Origin of the sequence: Sulfitobacter sp. 1A10359 (assembly GCF_043558145.1) — a bacterium.
In the GTDB taxonomy this organism is placed as follows: Bacteria; Pseudomonadota; Alphaproteobacteria; order Rhodobacterales; family Rhodobacteraceae; genus Sulfitobacter; species Sulfitobacter faviae.
In genome coordinates, this window is record NZ_JBIFGB010000001.1 from 532184 (window position 1) to 550981 (window position 18798).

General features: G+C 62.9%; 23 protein-coding genes. 9 read left to right on the plus strand and 14 right to left on the minus strand.

Annotation, left to right across the window (positions count from 1 at the left end; genetic code table 11):
* The 6 genes from ACGYK2_RS02650 to aat all read left to right on the plus strand — a co-directional run bounded on the left by ACGYK2_RS02650 (position 1) and on the right by aat (position 5478).
* Positions 1-1206, plus strand: a complete 1206-nt coding sequence (locus tag ACGYK2_RS02650; protein WP_209218747.1) for a branched-chain amino acid ABC transporter permease — start codon at positions 1-3, stop codon at positions 1204-1206.
* A 10-nt stretch (positions 1207-1216) separates the two neighbouring features.
* Entirely contained in the window at positions 1217-1981 is a 765-nt protein-coding gene (locus tag ACGYK2_RS02655; RefSeq protein WP_394374193.1) for an ABC transporter ATP-binding protein, read from the plus strand.
* A gap of 33 nt (positions 1982-2014) precedes the next feature.
* Positions 2015-2767, plus strand: a complete 753-nt coding sequence (locus ACGYK2_RS02660) for an ABC transporter ATP-binding protein (RefSeq protein ID WP_067261816.1) — start codon at positions 2015-2017, stop codon at positions 2765-2767.
* 197 nt (positions 2768-2964) lie between these two features.
* On the plus strand, positions 2965-3474 hold the full coding sequence (gene accB, locus ACGYK2_RS02665) for an acetyl-CoA carboxylase biotin carboxyl carrier protein (RefSeq protein WP_271689856.1): 510 nt from the start codon (positions 2965-2967) through the stop codon (positions 3472-3474).
* Between the two features lie 9 nt (positions 3475-3483).
* Positions 3484-4836, plus strand: a complete 1353-nt coding sequence (gene accC / locus ACGYK2_RS02670) for an acetyl-CoA carboxylase biotin carboxylase subunit (protein ID WP_271689855.1) — start codon at positions 3484-3486, stop codon at positions 4834-4836.
* 6 nt (positions 4837-4842) lie between these two features.
* On the plus strand, positions 4843-5478 hold the full coding sequence (gene aat / locus ACGYK2_RS02675) for a leucyl/phenylalanyl-tRNA--protein transferase (protein ID WP_271689854.1): 636 nt from the start codon (positions 4843-4845) through the stop codon (positions 5476-5478).
* Here aat and ACGYK2_RS02680 read toward each other — a convergent pair.
* The 14 genes from ACGYK2_RS02680 to ACGYK2_RS02745 all read right to left on the minus strand — a co-directional run bounded on the left by ACGYK2_RS02680 (position 5442) and on the right by ACGYK2_RS02745 (position 16913).
* Positions 5442-5804, minus strand: a complete 363-nt coding sequence (locus ACGYK2_RS02680) for a DUF2155 domain-containing protein (protein WP_271689853.1) — start codon at positions 5802-5804, stop codon at positions 5442-5444. The two genes, aat and ACGYK2_RS02680, sit on opposite strands and share 37 nt — an antisense overlap.
* A 55-nt stretch (positions 5805-5859) precedes the next feature.
* Positions 5860-6243, minus strand: coding sequence for an NADH:ubiquinone oxidoreductase subunit NDUFA12 (locus ACGYK2_RS02685; RefSeq protein WP_067267544.1), 384 nt, complete (start codon positions 6241-6243; stop codon positions 5860-5862).
* Positions 6244-6382: 139 nt separating this feature from the next.
* Entirely contained in the window at positions 6383-6751 is a 369-nt protein-coding gene (locus ACGYK2_RS02690; RefSeq protein ID WP_271689852.1) for a Rid family hydrolase, read from the minus strand.
* Positions 6752-6816: 65 nt separating this feature from the next.
* Positions 6817-8085, minus strand: a complete 1269-nt coding sequence (clpX, locus tag ACGYK2_RS02695) for an ATP-dependent Clp protease ATP-binding subunit ClpX (RefSeq protein WP_271689851.1) — start codon at positions 8083-8085, stop codon at positions 6817-6819.
* Positions 8086-8209: 124 nt separating this feature from the next.
* Positions 8210-8866, minus strand: a complete 657-nt coding sequence (locus tag ACGYK2_RS02700; RefSeq protein WP_067267539.1) for an ATP-dependent Clp protease proteolytic subunit — start codon at positions 8864-8866, stop codon at positions 8210-8212.
* Between the two features lie 121 nt (positions 8867-8987).
* Positions 8988-10046, minus strand: coding sequence for a c-type cytochrome (locus ACGYK2_RS02705; protein WP_271689850.1), 1059 nt, complete (start codon positions 10044-10046; stop codon positions 8988-8990).
* A complete protein-coding gene (gene soxC, locus ACGYK2_RS02710) occupies positions 10030-11292 on the minus strand; it encodes a sulfite dehydrogenase (protein ID WP_271689849.1) in 1263 nt (420 codons plus the stop codon). Before soxC ends, ACGYK2_RS02705 begins: the two co-directional genes overlap by 17 nt.
* A gap of 73 nt (positions 11293-11365) precedes the next feature.
* A complete protein-coding gene (gene soxB, locus ACGYK2_RS02715; protein WP_271689848.1) occupies positions 11366-13066 on the minus strand; it encodes a thiosulfohydrolase SoxB in 1701 nt (566 codons plus the stop codon).
* Positions 13067-13153: 87 nt separating this feature from the next.
* Positions 13154-14005 (minus strand): sulfur oxidation c-type cytochrome SoxA, encoded by an 852-nt coding sequence (gene soxA, locus ACGYK2_RS02720; RefSeq protein ID WP_271689847.1) that lies wholly within the window; start codon positions 14003-14005, stop codon positions 13154-13156.
* A gap of 44 nt (positions 14006-14049) precedes the next feature.
* On the minus strand, positions 14050-14379 hold the full coding sequence (gene soxZ, locus ACGYK2_RS02725) for a thiosulfate oxidation carrier complex protein SoxZ (protein WP_168613464.1): 330 nt from the start codon (positions 14377-14379) through the stop codon (positions 14050-14052).
* Positions 14380-14410: 31 nt separating this feature from the next.
* Entirely contained in the window at positions 14411-14830 is a 420-nt protein-coding gene (gene soxY / locus ACGYK2_RS02730; RefSeq protein WP_168613463.1) for a thiosulfate oxidation carrier protein SoxY, read from the minus strand.
* Positions 14831-14950: 120 nt separating this feature from the next.
* Complete coding sequence (gene soxX / locus ACGYK2_RS02735; protein WP_394374194.1) at positions 14951-15427, minus strand: sulfur oxidation c-type cytochrome SoxX; 477 nt, start codon at positions 15425-15427, stop codon at positions 14951-14953.
* Between the two features lie 135 nt (positions 15428-15562).
* The gene (locus ACGYK2_RS02740; protein ID WP_271689846.1) at positions 15563-16147 is read right to left on the minus strand and encodes a thioredoxin family protein; all 585 of its coding nucleotides are present in this window, start codon (positions 16145-16147) and stop codon (positions 15563-15565) included.
* Between the two features lie 28 nt (positions 16148-16175).
* A complete protein-coding gene (locus ACGYK2_RS02745; RefSeq protein WP_271689845.1) occupies positions 16176-16913 on the minus strand; it encodes a cytochrome c biogenesis CcdA family protein in 738 nt (245 codons plus the stop codon).
* Positions 16914-17010: 97 nt separating this feature from the next.
* Between ACGYK2_RS02745 and ACGYK2_RS02750 the strand changes: the two genes are divergently transcribed.
* Genes ACGYK2_RS02750 through ACGYK2_RS02760 form a run of 3 tightly spaced genes read left to right on the plus strand, consistent with a single transcriptional unit; the run spans position 17011 to position 18768 of the window.
* Complete coding sequence (locus ACGYK2_RS02750; protein WP_271689844.1) at positions 17011-17382, plus strand: hypothetical protein; 372 nt, start codon at positions 17011-17013, stop codon at positions 17380-17382.
* Positions 17379-17717 carry a helix-turn-helix transcriptional regulator gene (locus tag ACGYK2_RS02755; RefSeq protein ID WP_271689842.1) on the plus strand — a complete coding sequence of 113 codons (339 nt, stop codon included), beginning with the start codon at positions 17379-17381 and terminating at the stop codon, positions 17715-17717. Before ACGYK2_RS02750 ends, ACGYK2_RS02755 begins: the two co-directional genes overlap by 4 nt.
* Positions 17710-18768: a YeeE/YedE family protein gene (locus tag ACGYK2_RS02760; protein WP_271689841.1), complete on the plus strand. Its 1059-nt coding sequence runs from the start codon at positions 17710-17712 to the stop codon at positions 18766-18768. The genes ACGYK2_RS02755 and ACGYK2_RS02760 overlap by 8 nt, the downstream gene beginning before the upstream one ends.
* The last annotated feature ends 30 nt before the right edge of the window (positions 18769-18798 follow it).

Below are 18798 nucleotides of genomic sequence, written 5' to 3' on the forward strand. Positions count from 1 at the left end.
ATGTTCGGACTGGAAAAACGCGATACGCTTCTTTTGGGGGTCGTGATCGTTCTCACGCTCTTCGCCCCCTTCATCCTCAACCCCTTTCCGGCGGATTCGGGCCTTGCACAGTTCAACGCCGGCTACCCCGACCTGATGCAACGCTTTGTGATCTTTGGCATCTTCGCCATCGGGTTCAACATCCTCTTCGGGCTGACCGGCTATCTCTCCTTTGGCCATGCGGCCTTTCTGGGGGTCGGTTCCTACTCTGCCGTCTGGATGTTCAAACTGCTCAGCTACAACGTCGTGCCCGCGCTGGTGCTGGCCGTCATCATGGCTGGGCTGTTCTCGGCACTCATCGGCTACATCAGCCTGCGGCGCTCGGGCATCTACTTTTCGATCCTGACACTGGCCTTCGCGCAGATGTCCTTCAACCTCGCCTATTCAGTGCTGACGCCGATCACCAATGGTGAGACGGGGCTGCAGATCTACACTTCCGATCCGCAATATCTCCAATCCGTAGATGCGCCCAGCTTCCCCAATCTCTTCGGGGCGGCGATGAACTCCTCGACGACACTCTTCTTCGGCGGTTGGACCTTCACCTTCTCGGTCGGCTACTACTTCTGCGCGGTCTTCCTGATCCTCGCCTTCTATCTGGCGATCCGCATCTTCCGCTCGCCCTTCGGCATGATGCTGCGGGCGGTGAAATCGAACCAGCAGCGGATGAACTACACCGGGTTGAACACGCGGCCTTATACGCTGGCGGCCTTTGTCATCTCGGGCATGTATGCCGGGCTTGCGGGCGGTCTGCTGGCGGCGATGGACCCGCTGGCGGGGGCCGAACGGATGCAGTGGACCGCATCGGGGGAAGTGGTGCTGATGACGATCCTTGGCGGCGCGGGCACGCTCATCGGGCCGGTGCTGGGCGCGGGCTTCATCAAGTATTTCGAGAACATCTTCGCCAAGATCAACGACAACGTGCTGCACGGCTGGTTCGCTTTCATGCCCGACGGGATCGAAGACGCGATGGTCGCGATCATCCACCCCTTCGTCGGCAAGGGCTGGCACCTGACGCTTGGCCTGCTGTTCATGCTGGTCGTGATCTTCCTGCCCGGTGGGCTGGTCGAGGGTGGGCAACGTCTGGGCCGGGTCTTCCGCCGCCGGGACAAGAACGCAGGCTCGGTCGAGGCCGACGCCGCCCAACAACGCAGCGAAGCCGCGGAATAGGAGAGACATCATGGCCATTCTCGAAGTCAAAAATGTCGGCAAGCGCTTTGGCGGGTTGCAGGCGCTGAGCGATGTGAACCTCAGCGTGGCGGAGAACTCCGTCCACGCGATCATCGGCCCCAATGGGGCGGGCAAATCCACGCTGCTGAACTGTCTGGTGGGCAAGCTCATCCCCGACACCGGCTCAGTCATGTTCGACGGGCAGTCGGTGCTGGGCCGCAAACCCTATGAGATCAACCAGATGGGCATTTCCCGCGTGTTCCAAACGCCCGAGATCTTTGGTGATCTCACGGTGATGGAGAATATGCTGATCCCCTGCCTTGCCAAACGCGACGGGGCGTTTCAACTGAACGGCTGGTCGCGGGTCGTGAGCCAGCGCGACATGATAGACAAGGCCGAGGAAATGCTCCGCGACATGCGTATGATCGACAAACGGCACATGCCCGCGGCCTCCATGTCGCGGGGCGACAAGCGGCGGCTGGAAATCGCCATGTGCCTTGCCCAAGATCCGCGCCTGCTGCTTTTGGACGAACCGACTGCCGGGATGGCGCGGGCCGATACCAACAACACCATCGACCTGCTCAAACAGATCAAGGACGAGCGCGACATCACCATCGCCATCATCGAACACGACATGCATGTCGTCTTTTCACTGGCCGAGCGGATCACCGTGCTGGCCCAAGGCACGCCGCTGGTCGAAGACACCCCCGACCGGATCAAGGGCCACCCCAAGGTGCGCGAAGCCTATCTCGGCGAAAGCCAAGACGCCGCCTGACCCCCTCCTATTGCCGCAGATCTAGGACAGCATATGACCACCAGCACGCTCGACAAAAACGCCAACCACGCCCAAACCGCCCCGGCCTTCCTCTCAGTCTGGGACATTCACGCCTATTACGGCGAAAGCTACATCGTGCAGGGGGTGAGCTTTAACGTCCATGAGGGGGAGATTCTCGCCCTGCTGGGCCGCAACGGGGCGGGCAAGACCTCGACCCTGCGGGCCATCGCGCGGGTGAGCGACCCGGAGTTGAAACGCGGGGAGGTCTGGCTTGACCATCAGCCGCTGCACAATATGGCCAGCCACCAAGCCTCTGCCGCGGGGCTGGCGCTGGTGCCCGAAGACCGCCGCATCATTTCCGGCCTTACCGTCGAAGAGAACCTCAAGCTCGCCCAGATCGCCCCGCCCATCGGCTGGTCGCTCGACCGGCTCTACGATCTCTTCCCCCGCCTGCGTGAGCGGCGCCATCAAGAGGGGGTGACCCTCTCGGGCGGGGAGCAGCAGATGCTCGCCATCGCCCGCGCCTTGGCCCGTGACATCAAGGTGTTGCTGCTCGATGAACCCTACGAAGGGCTGGCGCCGGTGATCGTGGATGAGATCGAAAAGACGCTGGGGCTGATCAAGGCGCAGGGCATCACCACGATTCTGGTCGAACAAAACGCGGTGCGGGCGCTGAAACTGGCCGACCGGGCGGTGATCCTCGACACCGGCGGCGTGGTCTTTGACGGCACCGCCGCCGAGGTGCTGGACAACGCGGAACTGCGCGCAGAATACCTCGCGATCTGACCTAAGGTCACTCAGGTCCGGCGCGCGCGGCTGAGGCCCCGCCTCTTTCTCGCGCCCCGGACCGCTTTGCGCGACAAAAAACCGATCCTACCCCCTAGACAACAGTTGGCTTTTCATGGCTTTGCCCATGCCCTATAAGCGTGCCAATCAATCGCGCAGCGACGGGCCGCAGGCCTGCCGAAATCTTCGAGGATCCAATGACAAACAACACCCATGACGCTGACGTGGCCTTCATCAAGGCCCTCGCCGAGCTGCTGAATGAAAACGACCTGACGGAGCTTCAGGTGAAACGCGACTATGCCGAGGATGACAGCCTGAACGTGCGCGTCAGCCGCAAGCCCCCGCAGCAGGTCATGGCCGCCCCCCAGCAGCAGTACCAAGCCGCCCCCGCGCCTGCCGCCGCATCGGCCCCTGCCGCGGCCCCCGCAGCTTCCGCGCCAGCCCCTGCCGCAGACGCCGATCCCGCCGATCACCCCGGTGCCGTGACCTCGCCGATGGTGGGCACCGTGTATCTTCAAGCCGAGCCGGGCGCGCCGGCCTTCATCTCCGTCGGGGCCTCCGTCTCCGAAGGTGACACGCTTCTGATCGTCGAGGCGATGAAGACCATGAACCATATCCCCGCCCCCCGCGCCGGCACCGTCAAGCGCATCCTCGTCGGCGACGGCGATGCCGTGGAATTCGGCGCGCCGCTGGTCATCCTGGAATAAGGGCCGGACATGTTCAGCAAAATCCTAGTTGCCAACCGGGGAGAGATCGCGCTGCGCGTCATCCGCGCGGCCCGCGAGATGGGCATCCAGACCGTCGCGGTGCATTCCACCGCCGACAGTGACGCGATGCACGTGCGCATGGCCGACGAATCCGTCTGCATCGGCCCGCCCTCCTCGACCCAATCCTACCTGTCGATCCCCGCCATCATCGCGGCCTGCGAGATCACCGGCGCCGAGGCGATCCACCCCGGCTACGGATTCCTGTCCGAGAACGCGAATTTCGTGCAGGTGATCGAAGATCACGGGCTCACCTTCATCGGCCCCACCGCCGAGCATATCCGCGTCATGGGCGACAAGATCACCGCCAAAGACACGATGAAAAAGCTCGGCGTGCCCTGCGTGCCCGGCTCCGACGGCGGGGTCACCTCGCTGGAAGACGCCAAGCGCATCGGTGAGGAGATCGGCTATCCGGTCATCATCAAGGCCACTGCCGGTGGTGGCGGCAAGGGCATGAAAGTGGCCCAGACCGCAGCCGACATGGAAAAAGCCTTCCAGACCGCGCGGGCCGAGGGCAAGTCGAACTTTGGCAACGACGAAGTCTATATCGAGAAATACCTCACCACGCCACGCCACATCGAGATTCAGGTCTTTGGCGACGGCAAGGGCAATGCCGTGCATCTGGGCGAGCGGGACTGTTCGCTGCAGCGCCGCCACCAAAAGGTTTTCGAGGAGGCCCCCGGCCCCTCGATCACCGCCGAGGAACGCGCACGCATCGGCAAGACCTGCGCCGACGCCGTGGCCAATATCAACTACATCGGCGCCGGCACGATCGAGTTCCTCTACGAGAACGGCGAGTTCTACTTCATCGAGATGAACACCCGCCTGCAAGTGGAACACCCGGTGACCGAGGCGATCTTTGGCGTCGATCTGGTGCGCGAACAGATTCGCGTGGCCGAAGGCCTGCCGATGTCCTTCACGCAGGAGGATTTGCAGATCAACGGCCATGCCATCGAGGTGCGCATCAACGCCGAGAAATTGCCGAACTTCGCGCCCTGCCCGGGCAAGATCACGCAGTATCACGCCCCCGGCGGGCTTGGCGTGCGGATGGATTCGGCGTTGTATGACGGCTATTCGATCCCGCCCTTCTACGACAGCCTGATTGGCAAGCTCATCGTGCACGGCCGCGACCGGCCCGAGGCGCTGGCCCGTCTGGGGCGCGCCCTGGGTGAGTTGATCGTGGACGGGGTCGACACCACCGTGCCGCTGTTCCACGCGCTGCTGGCCGAGGAGGACATCCAATCGGGCGGCTACAACATCCACTGGCTTGAGCATTGGCTGGAAACCAACCTCGGCGACGGCTGACATGACATGTCGGATCTGACGCCAGAGATCCTGCTCCACGGCTATTCCATCGGGATTTTCCCCATGGCGGAACACCGCGACGACCCGGAAATTTTCTGGGTCGATCCGCGGCGCCGTGGGGTGATGCCGCTCAATGGTTTCCACATCTCGCGCTCTCTGGCCCGCGCCATCCGGCGCAGCCCCTTTCACCACACGATCAACCGTGATTTCCGAGCTGTCGTCGCCGGTTGCGCCGACCGCGAAGACACATGGATCAATGCCGAGATCACCGCGCTCTACACTGCGTTGCACCGCGCGGGCTACGCTCATTCGCTTGAGGTTTGGGACGGTGATGCGCTGGTGGGCGGCGTCTATGGCGTGACATTGGGGCGTGCGTTCTTTGGCGAGAGCATGTTTTCGCGCCGGACCAATGCGTCAAAAATGGCGCTGGCGGCGCTGGTGGATCGGCTGCGCCGCGCGGGGTTCACCCTGTTCGATACGCAGTTTTTAACCGATCACCTCGCCTCTCTCGGGGCGGTGGAGATTTCGCGGGCAGAATATCACGCGCAGCTCGATGTGGCGAAACGCGGCAATGCGCGGTTCAACGCGCCTAAGTTGGACAGTCTTCAGGACGTGCTGCAGCGCATGACCCAGATGTCATAGCGAAAATGCTCCAGCGCGTGCAGCGCGGGGGCCGAGGCGATCATCCAACCGGAAAACAAGGCGCTGTCGCTGCCCTTTTCGGTGATCTCAAGCGCGGCATAGGCATTGGCCGCCGGATCCCCCGCCGGATAGCGGCAATCGACCATGGAGATCTGCAAATTGCCCAAGGTCAGGCGGTCACCCTTGGCAATCTCCAGATCGGTCGTGTCACCCGAAATCTTGTCCAAGGCACGCAACACGCCGCCCGAGGCACTGGCGACCTGCCCCCCCTCTTGAGCGTGAAGCGGCGCGGCCAGCACAAGCGCGGCCAAGAGAAGCTTTTTCATGGGTCCACCCGGATTGCGTGAGCTTTGGGGCCGCGCGAAAGGCGCGGCCAACCGATCATTCAGGCTGCCACGCCTCGTAATCCTTACGTTCGACAGGTTCGGCGCGGCGCAGCGACCCGGCAGGCGCATAGGCCATGGCGGTGCCGGTGCGATTCTCAACATGGGCCTTTTCCCACGGCTTATGCGCCAGCGGCTTGTCGGTCGGCGGCTCATCCCATGTGCGGTGCAGCCAGCCATGCCAATCGGGGCTCACGCGGCTCGCCTCGGCCTCACCGTTGAAAATGACCCAGCGTTTGCTGTCGTCGGCGTTGCGGTAATAGACGTTGCCCTGCGCGTCTTCGCCCACCTTGCTGCCCTTGCGCCAAGTGAAAAGCTGGGTGTTCAGCGTCTGGCCGTTCCACCATGTGACACTGCGCAGAAGTGAATTGAGAATGCCCATTGAGGTCTCCGTTCCTGTTGTCCGTTATATGCACCATGGAGGCTTTGGCGTCCAGCCTCGCCGCGCAGGAGGTTCGGGATGCTGCGGGTTTCACTGCCCGCGGGGAACCGCACATATCCCCCCAATTCGCCTCCGAAAATCAGCCCTCGGCGGCGTCGCGCAAAAGCGCGGTGCATTCGATTTCAATCCGGTACTTTGGGTCGATCAACCCACATTCGATCATCGTCGCGGCAGGTGGATGCGCGCCAAAAGCCTCCCGCAGGAGCGGCCAGCAGGCTTCGAACTCCGCCGCGTCGGGCAGCATGTAGGTGACGCGCACCACATGGGCAAAATCGCTGCCTGCCTCGGCCAAAGCGGCCTTGATCGTCGCCAATGCCGCGGCGCATTGCGCTGTGACGTCAGCCCCCTCGCCCACGGTGCCCGAGACATGGACCATGCCGCCTGCCACCACCGCGCGGCTGTAGCCGATCTTGTTCTCATAGATGCCACCCGATGAAATGCGCCGCATATTGCCTCCCTGAAACGCAAAAGGGCGGACCTGATGGCCCGCCCCTATGACTTGGCCCAACGCGCTTAGCCCGCGCTGGCTGGTTCCTTGCTTTCGCTGTCGGCGTGGATCATCAGCGGCTTGGCCTCGGATGTGACGGCCTCCTCGTTGACGACCACTTCGCTCACCGTCTCCAGCCCCGGCAGTTCGAACATCGTGTCGAGCAGGATGTCTTCGAGGATGGAGCGCAGACCGCGAGCGCCAGTCTTCCGCTCGATCGCGCGTTTGGCGATGGCTTGCAGCGCGTCATCGGTGAAGGTCAGCTGCGTGTCCTCTAATTCGAACAGACGCTGGTACTGTTTGACCAGAGCGTTCTTCGGCTCGGTCAGGATGGTGACCAGAGCGTCCTCATCCAGATCTTCGAGTGTTGCCAGAACCGGCAGACGGCCCACGAATTCCGGGATCAGACCGAACTTCAGCAGGTCTTCGGGTTCGAGGTCAGTGAAAATCTCACCAATGCCGCGGGCGTCATTGTCACGCACATCGGCGCCGAAGCCCATGGCAGAGCCTTTGCCGCGCTGCGCGATGATCTTGTCGAGACCGGCAAAAGCACCGCCGCAGATGAAGAGGATGTTCGTGGTGTCCACCTGCAGGAACTCCTGCTGCGGATGCTTGCGCCCGCCCTGCGGCGGCACGGAGGCCACGGTCCCTTCCATCAGTTTCAACAGCGCCTGCTGCACGCCCTCGCCCGACACGTCACGGGTGATCGAGGGGTTTTCAGACTTGCGGGTAATCTTGTCGACCTCGTCGATATAGACGATGCCGCGCTGCGCGCGCTCGACGTTGTATTCCGACGCCTGCAACAGCTTGAGAATGATGTTCTCCACATCCTCGCCCACATAGCCGGCCTCGGTCAGCGTGGTCGCGTCGGCCATGGTGAAGGGCACATCGAGGATGCGCGCCAGCGTCTGCGCCAGCAACGTCTTGCCGCAGCCAGTGGGGCCGATCAGCAGGATGTTGGATTTCGCCAGTTCTATATCGCCGCCCTTCTGGGCGTGGTTCAACCGCTTGTAGTGGTTGTGGACCGCCACCGAGAGCACGCGCTTGGCCATCGCCTGACCGATCACATAGTCGTCCAACACGCCGCAGATGTCGCGGGGCGTGGGCACGCCATCGGTCGCCTTGAGGCCCGAGGCTTTGGTCTCTTCTCGGATGATATCCATGCACAGCTCGACGCATTCGTCGCAGATGAACACGGTCGGCCCCGCAATCAGCTTGCGCACCTCGTGCTGGCTCTTGCCGCAGAAGCTACAGTAGAGCGTATTTTTGCTGTCGTTGCCGGAATTATTCGCCATCTCAAACCTTTCAGGTCTGTCGTGTATGTCCGCCCCGGTCTTGGGGCCGCGAGATTTGGCCTCAAGCTTAGGCCAGTGACCCCGGCGCTACAATCGCAAAATATGCAGCGCCGGGCCCCTTCGATTACTTGTCTTTCTTGTCCTTGCCACCGGCGGCAGCCTCATCGGCTTTGCCGCGGCTTTCGACGATCTCATCGAGATGGCCCCATTCCTTGGCTTCCTCTGGCGTCATCCACAGATCACGGTCGAGGGCTTTTTGAACGGTTTCTAGCGGCTGGCCGGAGTGTTTGACATAAAGCTGATACATCCGCTCACGGGTGCGTTCGATGTGACGCGCCGAGATCAGGATATCTTCGGCCATGCCCTGCGAGCCGCCGGAGGGCTGGTGGATCATCACCTCGGCATTGGGCAGCGCGAAACGCATGCCCTTTTCGCCGCCGATCGCGATGACCGACCCCATGGAGGCCGCCATGCCACAGATCAAGGTCGAGACCTTGGGCTTGATATATTGCATCGTGTCGTAGATCGACAGGCCCGCCGTCACCTCGCCACCGGGCGAGTTGATGTACATGCTGATTTCCTTGGAGGGGTTCTCGGCCTCAAGGTGCAACAGCTGGGCGACGACCAGATGGCTCATCCCGCTGTGGATCGGGCCGTTGACGAAGATAATCCGCTCTTTCAGCAGACGCGAGAAGATGTCGTAGGACCGCTCGCCCCGGCTGGTTTGCTCAACCACCATCGGGACAAGCGTGTTCATATAGGTGTTGATCGGATCGTTCATGCGTGCCTGCCTCAGTTCCTGTTCGCGGGACCATACCCGCAAAACTGTTACCCAGAGATTAGTCCCCCCGGTATGGGGGTTCAAGGGGGGCAGGCACGACAGTCTGCGCTAATCGCGCCGATCACTCCGACGCGTCGCGCAGGTAGGCGATCAACGCGTCGATATCCTCGGGCTTGCGCACACCCCGGAACGACATTTTAGTGCCTTTCATGAAGCCCTTAGGGTCCGCCAGAAAGGCGCTCAACTCATCGTGAGACCAGACCAACCCCTCCGCCGCTGCGGCCTGCATGGCTTTGGAGTAGCGGAAGCCGTCAACCGCTCCCGCCGGGCCATCCACGATGCCGTTCAGCATCGGCCCGACACGGTTCTTGGCCTTGGCGCCGATCTGGTGGCAGGATTTGCATTTGCGAAACGCCTTCTCCCCGGCCTTGATCAGCGCGGGATCGGCGGCGGGGGCTTCGGCCACCTCGACCGGCGCGGGGGGCTCTTCGGGGGCAGGCTCCGCCGCGGCTTTGGCCTCTTCGGCCTTAGCCTCTTCGGCTGCGGCCTTGGCGGCGGTCTCCTCGGGCGTCACGTCCAGCACGGCTGCGCGCATGGTGATCTCGACCGAGGATTTGCAATCGCTCATGCAGGGGTTTTGCTTGAAGGACGCAAACTCGACCTCCGCCCGGTCATCGGGTTTGAAGGCCTCCTCATTTGGCAGGCGCAGATCGGCGAAGTTCTCTGAGGAGAGCACGAAATCCTCATCCACCTCGTCATTGAGATAGAGCAGATAAGCGGTGATCGCATAGACCTCATCATCGCTCAGCGACTGCGCATCGCCGAAGGGCATCGCCCGGTTCACATAGTCGTAAACCGTTGAAAGGTATGGCCAATAGCTGCCGATCGTTTTGACGGGGCGCATGTCGGTCAGGCTGCCCTGCCCGCCTGCAAGCACCGGCCAACGGCCTGTGCCCTCGCCAAAGACGCCGTGGCAGGAGGCGCATTTCGCGGTGTAAATCTCATCCCCGGTCATCACGTCGCCACGGCCCTCGGGCAGACCTGTGCCGTCAGGGCGCACGTCGATATCCCACAGCGCGACCTCTTCGGGGGTGGCGGAGCGGCCGAGGCCCAGAGGCTCGGCGGCCAGCGGGCTTGCCAGCGCGGTGGTCAGGAGGGCAGCTTTAAGAAATCTCGACATTTTCCGCCTTTCCGTCTGCATCGACCGCCCAGGTCTGGATGCCGTTGTTGTGGTAGATCGAATTCTCGCCCCGGACCGCGCGCAACGCGTGTTTGGTGGGCTGGACGTAGCCGGTGCTGTCATGCGCGCGGCTTTGCAGCAGCAGGGGTTTGCCGTCCCATTCGAAGTCAAAGTAGAAGCGGTGCAGCGCCTTGGGCGTGCTCGGCCCGTCCATCCGCGCCTGATGCCATGTGATGCCGCCATCCAGTGTCACATCCACGCGCGGGATCGTGCCGCGGCCCGACCACGCGAGGCCGGTCAGAACGGTCGGCCCCGGGCCATGGGTGATCGGCGCCTGCGGGCTGGGGCTGGTGATGACCGATTTCGCGTCCATCTCCCAAGTGAAGCGCCGCGCCACACCATCGGCCATGAGGTCGGTATATTTGCTGGTCTCCTCGCGGTGGTGCCAAGGCTGGTCGCCGACCTCGAGCCGGCGCAGCCATTTGACCCACATGTTGCCCTCCCAGCCGGGCACGACGAGGCGCACCGGGTAGCCCTGTTCGGGGCGCAGCGCTTCGCCGTTCATCTTGAGGGCCACGAGGCAATCGTCGAGCGCCTTTTCCATCGGGATCGACCGGCTCATCGCCGCCGCATCCGCGCCCTCGGCGAGCAGCCACTTGCCCTCGGGCTTCACGCCCGCCTCCTCCAGCACCAGCCGCAGCGGCACGCCGGTGTATTGGACGTTGTGGATCATGCCATGGGTGAACTGGCAGCCATTAAGCTGCGAGCCGCGCCACTCCATCCCGGAGTTGGCCGCGCATTCGAGGAAATAGACGTGGTTCTCGCGCGGGAAACGCATCAGGTCTTCCATGGTAAAGACCAGTTCGCGGCCCACCAAACCATTGATCATCAAGCGGTGTTCCGCCGGATCGACCTTGGCCACCCCCGAGTGGTGCCGCTCAAAGCAGACGCCGTTGGGGGTGATCGTGCCATCCAGCGCATGGATCGGGGTGAAGTTGATCGAGCTCACCGGGTCGGCGGTCAGCCATTCCACGGTGCGGCGTTTCACATCCGCTTCGAAAGGCGACGGCTTGCCGTAAGGCGCGACGTCAACGCCGTCGCCCAACTCCTGCATCCATGGATGGATCGCAATGCCCGGATCGGTCTGGGCGGCGCTGGCCTGCCCCGCCAGCGTCCCCGCGGCCGCCGCCCCTGCCCCCGTCAGAAAGGCACGGCGCGATGGCCCCTTGTGGTTCTCTTCTGTCATGTCGTGGCCCTCACATATTCAAATTCATTTTATTGAATTTGTATCTATGTGAGAACCCCTATTCTCATTTTTCTTACTTTGGCAGAACGATTTTCACCGGGGTCCGGGCGCCTTCGCCCACGGTGTTCAGTTTCGAGATATGGCTCTCCACCACGTCCCAGATCGGCGGGCCTTCGGTGCCCTCGTTGACCGAGGCCCAACCGGCCACGACATAGCTGCGCTGCGCGTCGATGGGCTCGCCGGTGCTCAAGAGGGTCATCTCGCTAATCCGCTCGCCCTGCGGCTTGGCGATGTCCATCTTGAAGCCCATGCCACCGACGCGCACCATGTCGCCGCCCTGCTGGTAATAGGGGTCCGGGTTGAACAGGTTGTCGCCCACGTCTTCTAGCACGACCTTCAGGAATTCGCCCGTCATTTCCGTGCGGTAGGCATTGGGATAGGTCATCGAGGTGACGTTGAAGATATCCTCGCGGGTGATGTCCTGCCCCGGCAGGATCGACGGCCCCCAGCGGACCCCGGGGCTGAGCGCGATCTCGGCGTCGCGCTCGCTCAGCAGCGCGTCGCAGATGAGGTCATCCCACGTCCCGTTGAAATTGCCCCGACGGTAGAGCAGCGCATCACTCTGACCGACCACATGAGTCAGTTCCTCAAGGAAGGGCGCGCGCTGCGCGTCGATCAGCTTGGCCACCTCGGCATCCGGCGTGATCAGGTCCGAAAAGATCGGGATCAGTTTGTGCCGGATCCCCATCATCTTGCCGTCACGCACGTCCAGATCGACGCGGGAAACAAATTTCCCGTTCGAGCCCGAGGCGATGATATGTGTCTGGCCCACGAGCACCGGTTCGGGCAGCGCGTCATGGGTGTGGCCCGAGAGGATCACGTCGATCCCTTTGACGATCCCGGCCATCTTCTTGTCGACGTCGAAACCGTTGTGGCTGAGGCAGACGACCAGTTCGGCCCCCTGCGCGCGGACCTCGTCGACCATCTGCTGCATATTCTCGTCGCGGATGCCGAAGGAGTATTCGGGGAACATCCAGCCGGGGTTGGCGATGGGCATATAGGGAAAGGCCTGCCCGATGACGGCGATCTTCACGCCCCCGCGTTCGAAGAATTCGTAAGGCTTGAACAGTTCCGCCGGCTCGTCCCATTCACGGTCAAAAATGTTCTGGCCGAGGGCGGCAAAGGGCAGCCCCTCGACGATCTCCTGTACCCGCTCGGAGCCCAGCGTGAACTCCCAGTGGAAGGTCATCGCATCGGGCTTCAGCGCGTTCATCACGTTAACCATGTCCTGCCCTTCGGTCTTAAGACAGGTCAACGAGCCGTGCCATGTGTCGCCGCCATCCAAGAGCAGCGCGTCGGGCCGGTCGGCGCGGATGGCGTTCAGCACGGTGGCCACGCGGTCCAGCCCGCCGACCTTGCCGTAGGCCTGTGCTTGGGCCACGAAATCGTCGTAGGTCAGGGCATAATCCAGCGGCGTGCCGCCGCCGATGCCGTAGCGGACGCGGAAATCCTCGCCGGTGATATGGGGCACCTTGCCGCGGTTTTCGCCCACGCCGATGTTGACGGCGGGCTCGCGGAAATAGATCGGCTTTAGCTGGGCATGGATGTCGGTCACATGCATCAGGGTGACATTGCCGAACTTCTCGAACTCCAGAAGCGCGTCCTGATCAAAGCGGTCCTGTGCCGCCAGCCGCGCCCAGTTGCCGAAGCCCGAGCCGCCATAGATGGAGGCCGCGGCCATGGACATTTGCAGAAAATCACGGCGAGACAGCATGTTACGCTCCAGCACTTGAAAACAGGGAAAGGCCCCGCCCCCATGCGGGGGGCGGGATCATGTCAGGCGAAACGCCCGGAAATTAAATCAGTTACGCACCGAGGGGGCTTCGACCGACAGGCCGTTGCCGCGGCTGGCGACGTAAAGCTCCAGCGCCACGAACTCGGGGCTGCCGGGGCTGAAAGTCTCGGCCCGCGTGTCGCGTACACAGCCCTTGAAACGCGCATGGGCGCTGTTGAGCTTGGTGTTTTTCAGACGGTAGACCGGGAAGCCGTTGATCTGGCCCTGGCTCAGGTGGTCGGCCCGGATCATGTTGCCGTAGTTGTCCTCGTGGCAATTGGCGCAGCTCAGCTCAAGCTGGCCGTAGCGGGTGTAGTACATCTCTTTGCCCTGCTCCCATGTGCTCTGGGCCGGGCCATCGATCGCCACGTTGACCGGCATGCCGCGCGACTGGACCGAGATCAGCGCCTCCATCGCCGTCATCTGGCTGCCGGTGTATTTGTAGGGCTCGGCGCCCATCTGGTTCTCGCGGCAATCGTTGATCTGCTGCGCCAGCGTGCGCACCTCGCCCGCATCCTCGTTCCACTTCGGATAGACCGCGCGGACCCCCTTCATAGAGGTCTCGACATCGTTGTGGCAGGAGGCACAGGACTTGCCCTCGCTGCCCTCTGCCGTGTCCCACGCCGCCTGCGCCTGATCGACAAAGATCATGCCGGAGTTGTCGAAGTCGTCCATTTGAAGCTGCTGCGTCTCGTCCGAGCGGAAACGCCAGCCAGACATGATCTCGGGCAAGGCGCCGTCGAGATGCGCGGGCGCATTGGTCTTGGTCACCATCTCGATCTCGCCGTTGACGACAAGCTCGACCTCCTCATCGGCGGCCCCCAGCGTGGGGGCGGCCACCAAAAGCGCCGCGACCGCGGTCATTGCCTTGAATTTCATGTCTTTCCTCCCTGTTCCATGCGCCGCTTGGCTGACCCGATGGGTCAGCCGATGGCGATGGATTTGACTTCTTCGTAGACCGAACCGTCGTCGTCGTACCACGTGAACTTGAACTCGCCCGCTTCCGGAACAGTGGCGTCGAATTCGAAATAGGGGTTGGTCGACATCGCCGGTTCCATCTTCACGTCGATCACGTTCTCGCCGTTGAACTCGGCGGTGAAGCGGTTGATGATTGAACGCGGGATGACGTTGCCGTCGCTGTCCTTGCGCTGGCCCGATTCCATCGGGTGGCTGATCAGCGTCTTGATCGTGATGACCTCGCCGGCCTCGGCCTTTTTCGGCACTTTGACGCGGGGTGTTACACCTTCTGCCATTTTCTAAACTCCTGATTTGGGGCGCGCGGGCTTAGCCGCCGCAGCCACCGATTGTAACTTTGATCTCGGCGCTGGTGCGGGCGAACGTGCCGTCTTCCAGCTTGGCGATGGCGATGACGTCTTGGGTCTGCGCCAGCCGGATGCGGGTGGAGGCGCTGCGGCTGCCCGCCAGCGGGCCGAAGTTGAAGGTGCCCACGGGCGGCGTCGGGTTGCCTGCGGCCAGCACCATGATGGCCGAAGCGCCCGGGGCTTCGACCGAGATTGGCACGGTGTTGCCATTCTCGGCAATTTCAGGCGCGGTCAGGGTCACGCCGGTGTCGGCCATGTCGGCTCCGCCGGTGAATTCCGCGATCAATTCGTCCACCGTGGCGGCCGAAGCCCCCACCGGCAGGATGGTCAGCGCCATGGCGCCAAGGCCGAGGCCCAGAGTTTCACGTCTTGAGAAGTTCATCTCTCATCTCCTTGTTCGTCGGCGGCGCAGCGCGCCGTCATTCCATTCCGCGATGCGCTGATCGCGATCTCTTGCACCGGTCCCCCGCCACCGCTTGCTCAGCGCGGCGGGTGGGCCGCGTCACTCTTCTTTGAGCGTTGCCAGAAAGGCCACGACATCTTCGATTTGCTGCGCATCCAGCAGCGGCGGCAGAGGCTCGGTCCCCGCCTTGCCGGTGAAGCCATCGCCGGGGCGGACATAGCCGCTGGTCTTGTAATAGGACGGCATCATCGAGCCTTCGAAGGTCATCTTGCTATTGGCCACGATGCCGCGCAACTCGGCCTCGTTCCAGCGGTCGCCAGCCCCGTCGAGCATCGGACCTATTTCGCCCTGAAAGGGAACCTCGCTGAGCGCGCTGATCTGGTGGCAGGCCACGCAGTTGCCCGCCTTCTTGCTGCCGACGATGGCCGCACCCTTGGCGGCATCGCCGGGTGTCCCGGTCAGGGATTGTTCAACCGAACCATAGTCATCATAGGTCACGTCGGCAGGTGCCACGGTTTCAGCGGCGGCCAGAACGGGCGCGCCCGACACAATTGCGGCGGCGATCCATCTCATCATCGAAAACTTCCTCCCAGTGCCGATCACGGTGATGTGTGATCCGGTTTACCTGACCCTAAGACAGGGATGCGGCGCGGCGCAACAACAAATTCAAACTTTTGAATAGCTTTACACGCGCGGCGCCGCTTTCCCGGGTCAATCCGTGCTGCCATTGTTGCGCTCTTGGATCATCCGCGCGTGGTAGCGTTGGAAATCCTCATCGCCGTCCAGCGCATAGCGTTCCTCGTTTACCCATGTGAGCATATCAAGCGTCGTGCCCTTGCCGAACGCCCCCGGCATCACCGCCACCGCCGCCTGCGGCGCGGTCGCATCTTCGGGCACCTCATGAGGCAGGAACATCAGCGTCGGAGTAAAGAGAATCCCCCATTTCCGCGCCATCTGCTTTTCCGAGAGCGTCTCCCCGTCGAAATCGGTCACCTCGATATCGCCATGCAGGTTCAGCTGCACGACAAAGTAATTCTCTTCGATGTAATTGGCGATCTCGAGGGTGGGAAAAACCTCTTCGTGCATCTTGGTGCAATAGATGCAGCCGCGTTGCTCGAAAATCAGCATCAGACGTTTGTCCTCGCCCCTGGCCTCCTCCAGATCCTCGCGCAGGTCTTTGAAGGTGTCGCGCATCCAGGGCGTCTTGTGCAGCCCGTCGTCGCCCAGTTCCGCCGCGGCCAAAGGCCAGGCCAGCATCGCCGCCGCCACTGCGGCTCCTATCCTCGATCCGATCATCTTGGCGTCCTCCTCCTGATTGTTGCGTCTATCCTAGCGTCGTGAAGCTGGGGAACCAACGGATCATCGCATCCGCGATCAGTTGCACCCCGCCGGTCACGATCAGCACGGCAAAGAGGATCAGCATCACCCCCATCGCCTTTTCCACCTTTTGCACCAGCGCCATATGCCGCGCGGCCCAGTTAAGAAACGGTTTGGCGAAAAGTGCGGCCACTACGAAGGGCGCGGTCATCCCCGCGCCATAGGCGGCCAGCAACAGCCCGCCCCGCGCGATATCGCCCATGCCCGAGGCAATCATCAAGATCGCCGCCAGCGCGGGGCCGACGCAGGGTGTCCAGCCAAAGCCGAAGGCCAACCCCATGACATAGGCGCCCCAGACCGAGGTGGGCGTGCCGCCCCCCTCCAACCGCGCCTCGCGGTAGAGCAGCGGCACTTTGATCACGCCGAGGAAGTGCAGGCCAAAGACCGTCAGGATCGCTGCCGCCACCCAGCTCAGCGGCTCAAGGTACTGGGTGAACACCTGCCCGATGGCCGTGGCACCCATGCCGAGCAGAACAAAGATCGTCGTGACCCCAAGCGCGAAGAGCAGCGAAGACAACACCAAGCGCCGCTGCGCCCCCGGCGCGATTGCACCATCGCCGCGCAATTCGGTCACGCTGAGCCCCGCCATATAGCTAAGGTAGAATGGCACCATCGGCAGAATGCAGGGCGTAAAGAAGCTGAGCAGCCCTGCGAAAAGCGCGCCTGCATAGGTGATGTCGAACATGTTACCCCCCGCCCGCGCCGCGCCGGTCCGCCGCGCTTGAACAATTCACATATTCAAATTAGGTTGAGTGTCGTCCAAACGTCAATCAGGCAAGCCGATGATCCGCACACTGACCGCCCTGAGCCTTGCGGCGCTGACCGCCCTGCCCGCCCGGCCCAACGAGGCGGTGGAACTGGTCATGGTCGAACAGCCCGGCTGCATCTATTGCCAACGTTGGGACGAAGAGATCGCCCCCGCCTATCCCAAGACCGCCGAAGGGGCTTTCGCCCCGCTGCGCCGCGTCGATATCTCGGCCGTGGAGGAAAGCGTCACCCCGCAGCGTGCGGTGATCTTCACCCCGACCTTCTTGCTGGTCGAAGACGATGTCGAATTGGGCCGCCTCGAAGGCTACCCCGGTGCGGAGTTCTTCTGGCCCATGCTTGATACGCTCTTGCACGACAAGACCGATTTCGAGGACCCGACCGAATGACAAGCCTGCCCGTGATGACCCCCGACATGTCCCAAGAGGACATGGACCGGATGCTGGCAAATGCCGTGACCGCGTCGAATTTCCTTAAGGCGATCAGCCATGAGGGGCGGTTGATGATCCTTTGCCACCTCGTCTCTGGCGAGAAATCGGTGAGCGAGTTGGAGGCGCTGCTTTCGACCCGGCAGGCGGCGGTGTCGCAGCAGCTGTCGCGGCTCAGGCTCGAAGGTCTGGTCACGCCGCGCCGCGATGGCAAGACGATCTATTACCGGCTGGCCGACGACCGCCCGCGTAGGATGCTGGAACTGGTCTACGAATTGTTCTGCAAGGATGATTGAGCTTTGGGGCCAGCCGCTGACCGCCGCCCTTCTGGGCGGGCTGGGCGGCGTGTTGCTGGGCCTCGCCGCACGATTGGGGCGGTTTTGCACCCTCGGCGCGATCGAAGACATGCTCTATGGCGGATCGGGCGACCGGATGCGGATGTGGGGTCTGGCTATCGGCGTGGCGATGCTGGGTAGTTTCACGCTTGCTAGCTTGGGGCTGATCAACCTCGACCGCGCCTTTCACCTGACGATTGCCTTCTCTTGGGCGCCTGCGGTCTTTGGCGGGCTGATCTTCGGCTATGGCATGGCGCTGGCGGGCACCTGCGGCTTTGGCGCTTTGGCACGGCTGGGCGGCGGTGATCTGCGCGCCTTCGTGATTGTCTTGGTCATGGGGCTTGCGGCCTTTACCGTGCTCTCTGGCCCGCTTGCCCCGGCGCGCGCCCTGCTCTTTCCGCGCCAGATGAACGCCGGGCCGCCCGATGGGATCGCCCATGCGGTGGCCGCGCTTACCGGCGGATCGGTGGCGCTGATCGGCATTCTGCTGGGCCTTGCGGTCTGCCTGCTGATGCTCGGCGCCCGCAGCTTTCGCCGAGATCTGCGCAAAGTGGTCTGGGGCGCCGTGGCCGGGCTGGCGATCACCTCGGGCTGGGCGGGCACGGCGTGGCTGGCGCAGACCGGTTTTGGCGCGCAAACACTGATGTCGCATAGCTATGCCGCCCCCGTGGGAGAGACGTTGATCTATGCGATGCAGGGGTCGGTCCGCCCGTTGAGCTTTGGCATCGGCTCCGTCGCCGGGGTCTGGGTCGGGGCCTTTCTCGGCTCGCTCTGGCAGGGGCATTTCCGCTGGGAAGCCTGCGAGGACCCGCGCGAACTGCGCCGCCAGATTTTTGGCGCAGGGCTGATGGGTGCAGGTGCGGTGATCGCCATGGGCTGCACCATCGGGCAAGGCATCTCGGCCATCTCGGTGCTGGCCTTCAGCGGGCCGGTGACCCTCGCCGCGATCTTTGCCGGCGCGGCTTTGGGCCTGCGCCAACTCATCGTAGGATTTCGCCGCAGCGCGGTCTGACGCGTCATAAAACCGTGACAGTCATGATGC